Source organism: Carnobacterium sp. (genome assembly GCF_032094055.1).
Taxonomy (GTDB): Bacteria; Bacillota; Bacilli; order Lactobacillales; family Carnobacteriaceae; genus Carnobacterium_A.
In genome coordinates this window covers 1-3,604 of sequence record NZ_DAMDAK010000069.1, presented here as the reverse complement: position 1 = coordinate 3,604, position 3,604 = coordinate 1, and the positions used below count along the sequence as shown (strand labels likewise).

General features: G+C 41.6%; 3 protein-coding genes and 1 pseudogene. All 4 read left to right on the top strand.

Annotation, left to right across the window (positions count from 1 at the left end; translation table 11 throughout):
* Nucleotides 1–191 (top strand): annotated as a pseudogene (locus RT405_RS10165) (mevalonate kinase); the annotation flags it as partial.
* A 4-nt stretch (nucleotides 192–195) separates the two neighbouring features.
* Entirely contained in the window at nucleotides 196–1,173 is a 978-nt protein-coding gene (gene mvaD, locus RT405_RS10160; protein ID WP_313469478.1) for a diphosphomevalonate decarboxylase, read from the top strand.
* 29 nt (nucleotides 1,174–1,202) lie between these two features.
* Nucleotides 1,203–2,276 carry a phosphomevalonate kinase gene (locus tag RT405_RS10155; RefSeq protein ID WP_313469476.1) on the top strand — a complete coding sequence of 358 codons (1,074 nt, stop codon included), beginning with the start codon at nucleotides 1,203–1,205 and terminating at the stop codon, nucleotides 2,274–2,276.
* A 64-nt stretch (nucleotides 2,277–2,340) separates the two neighbouring features.
* Nucleotides 2,341–3,408: a type 2 isopentenyl-diphosphate Delta-isomerase gene (fni, locus tag RT405_RS10150; protein WP_313469474.1), complete on the top strand. Its 1,068-nt coding sequence runs from the start codon at nucleotides 2,341–2,343 to the stop codon at nucleotides 3,406–3,408.
* Nucleotides 3,409–3,604: the final 196 nt, after the last annotated feature.

Sequence of the window (3,604 nt, the reverse complement as noted above, 5' to 3'; positions counted from 1 at the left end):
ATAAAGAGTTAAATCAGCTTGTTGCTGCAGCTTTAGCAACTGATGCTTTAGGCGCTAAGCTGACCGGCGGCGGACGTGGCGGGTGTATGATTGCTTTGGCCGATAATAAAACGAGTGCTGACCGTATTTCTGCTGCTTTATTAAAAGCCGGAGCAGTGAATACATGGATTTACAACATGGGAGAGGACTAATGGAATGACTGAAAAAAAAGTACGAGCTTATACCAATATTGCTCTGATCAAATACTGGGGCAAACGTAATGCAGAATTGATTTTACCGACAAGCAGCAGCTTATCTTTGACGCTGGATGCTTTTTACACAGAAACTTCTGTTTCTTTTAACGCTGATGTTAAACAAGATACATTTTATTTAAATGATAACTTACAGGATACAGCAGCTACTCAAAAAGTCAGTCGTTTTTTACAGCTCTTTAGAGAACCAGCTGGCATTTCATCTCCGGCTTTGGTTAAAAGTACAAATTTTGTACCAACAGCTGCTGGGCTTGCTTCTTCTGCTTCAGGTATGGCTGCCTTAGCAGGAGCTGCGAATCTAGCGAGCGGCTTAGATCTAAATCCGCGCGACTTATCTTTAGTTGCACGACGCGGTTCTGGTTCAGCTACCCGCAGTATATACGGCGGCTTTGTTGAATGGCAGATGGGAACTACTTCTGCAGATTCTTATGCTGTTCCTATCGATGATGCCTCTTGGGATATTGGCATGGGGGTTGTAGTTGTCAACCACCACGAGAAGTCCGTATCCAGCCGTGAAGGAATGAAAAACACGGTAGCTACTTCTCCTTTTTATGCCGGTTGGCTAGAAAGCACAGCCAAGGATCTGATTGAAATAAAGGAAGCAATCCGTTCGCAAGACTTTCAAAAATTAGGCGAAATAACAGAAAGCAATGGAATGAAAATGCATGGAACGATGTTAGGTGCTAACCCGCCGCTTTCTTATTGGGAGCCAGACAGCGTTGTCGCCATGCAGTTAGTACGCCAATTGCGAAAAGAAGGTATTCCTTGTTATTTCACAATGGATGCAGGACCAAATGTGAAAGTCTTATGCCGTTTATCAGATAGTGCTAAAATTAAAACGAGATTTGCAGAAGTTTTTCAAAAAGATCAATTGATTGTTGCTAAACCCGGTCCGGGATTACAGGTACTAACAAGCAATTGACACTGTAGTTTATAAGGAGGAAATATTGAATGATTGAAGTTTCAGCACCTGGAAAATTGTACATTGCAGGTGAATATGCAGTTGTGGAGCCTGGTCATCCTGCTATTTTAGTAGCGGTTGATCAATTCATCACTGTCTCGCTTGAAAAAACAGAAGATATGGGCAGTATCACTTCTTTTCAGTATGGCAATTTGCCGATTTTGTGGAAAAGACACAATGATCAACTTGTTCTTGATAAACGGGAAAACCCGTTTCATTATATTTTAGCTGCTATCAATGTAACTGAAAGTTATGCTAAAGAAGTCAATAAACAACTTGATTTTTTCAATTTGACGATTGATAGCGAACTGGATAGTTCGAATGGCCGAAAATACGGCTTAGGTTCCAGTGCCGCCGTAACCGTGGCAACAGTTCGCGCCTTGTGCCAGTTTTACGAATTAGAAGACACGGATGAGCTAGTATTCAAATTAGCCGCTTTAGCGCATCTTTCCGTTAAAAGCAACGGCTCTTGTGGTGATGTGGCTGCCAGCGTTTATGGTGGCTGGTTAGCCTTTACTACTTTTGATCGTGATTGGGTAGCTGCTCAACAAGAAAAAGGTCAATCAGTCAAAGAATTAGTGGAAATGGAATGGCCTTATCTTTCCATCACGCCGCTGACTCCTCCAGCTGACTTGCGTTTAGTGATTGGATGGACTGGTTCACCGGCTTCCACTTCTCATTTAGTCGATGAAGTTACGAGTCAAAGAAGTCGAGACCAGCAAGCTTATACGACTTTTTTAAAAGAAAGCTCTGCTTGTGTGGATCGAATGATTCAAGCTTTTCAAGAAAAAGATATCAAATCGATTCAACAACAAATACGGCAAAATCGAAAACTATTAGTAAATATGAGCCGGGCTACAGGAGTTGTGATAGAAACTCCTGCTTTATCGCAGTTATGCGAAGTTGCTGAAGCTTATCGTGGTGCTGCAAAATCTTCTGGAGCAGGCGGCGGTGACTGCGGAATCGTCTTATTTGACCGCAAAGAAGGTTTACTGCCTTTAATGACCGCATGGGAAGAGAAAGGCATTACCAATCTCCCACTACATGTTTATAATAAAAGCTGAAAAAGATAATCGCTCCTGAATGAAAGAAGTAACGTGAACTACTTATATGAAAGGAAGGATAGAGATGAATCCTGCAAACAATCGAAAAAACGAACATGTTTCATTAGCGATGAAATTTTCCCAGGAACCTTCACCGTCTGATTTTGACGCGCTGCATTATGTTCACCATTCATTTCCAAAAATGGCTGTCAAAGATGCAGATTGTTCCACTTCGTTTGCTGATTTCCAAATGGAATTTCCTTTTTATATCAATGCAATGACGGGCGGTAGCGAGTGGACTAAAAAAATCAATCATAAATTAGCTTTAGTTGCCCGTGAAACAGGTATCGCAATGGCTTCAGGTTCTGTTAGTGCCGCTTTAAAAGATGCCACCGTAGCAGACAGCTTTACGGTAATCCGCGAAGTTAATCCTTCGGGCCTGGTTTTTGCCAATCTAAGTGTGGGTCAGACGGTTGAAAATGCTAAAAGAGCGATCGATTTGTTACAAGCTGATGCTCTGCAACTGCATATCAATGCTCCGCAAGAATTGATCATGCCAGAAGGAGACCGCGATTTTACAAACTGGCTGACACAACTGTCTCGTATTACTGCAGCAGTTGATGTGCCCGTTATTGCCAAAGAAGTTGGTTTCGGAATGAGCCGTGAAACGATCGATTTGCTCTTAACTGCCGGAGCAAAGACCATTGATATTAGCGGCACAGGCGGAACGAATTTCGCAAAGATCGAGAATTATCGCCGAAAAAGCAATAAGTTGGATTATTTGGAAAGTTGGGGACAATCAACTGTTATTTCTTTATTAGAAGCCCAGCCTTATGTATCATCTGTTGATCTCTTAGCTTCAGGCGGAATCCGCCATCCTTTAGATATCATCAAGGCTCTTTCTTTAGGTTCAAAGTCAGTCGGGATCTCTGGTTTGCTTTTACATTTGATCATCAAAGAAGGTGTAGATGAAACCATTCACCAAGTAAATGATTGGAAAGAGAATCTCAAAACAATCATGACTTTACTTGGAAAAAAATCACTGCAAGACTTGCAGCAGACTGATTTGATTTTAACAGGTAATGTAAAAGATTGGTGCCAAGCCCGCGGAATAGACTCGGAATATTTTGCTTCCCGTTCAACGCGTGTTTAAAAAGACCAACTAAAATAAAAAAATGAGCGCCGATTTTGTTTCACTAATCGGTGCTCATTTTTTAGGCTCTGTCATTTTTGATGTTGGTAAACAAAATGAATCTATTCCACAATCTTGAAATTTTTGGAGGAATAGTGACTGCTTGCAGCCATGTAAAGGATTCAATGCGAATTACGAAGCGGTTAGGCTTCGTTTG

What these genes read in the sequence shown, in the direction of transcription:
- fni (WP_313469474.1), top strand. Translation starts at nt 2,341, where the DNA reads ATGAATCCTGCAAACAATCGAAAAAACGAACATGTTTCATTAGCGATG.
- mvaD (WP_313469478.1), top strand. Translation starts at nt 196, where the DNA reads ATGACTGAAAAAAAAGTACGAGCTTATACCAATATTGCTCTGATCAAA.
- RT405_RS10155 (WP_313469476.1), top strand. Translation starts at nt 1,203, where the DNA reads ATGATTGAAGTTTCAGCACCTGGAAAATTGTACATTGCAGGTGAATAT.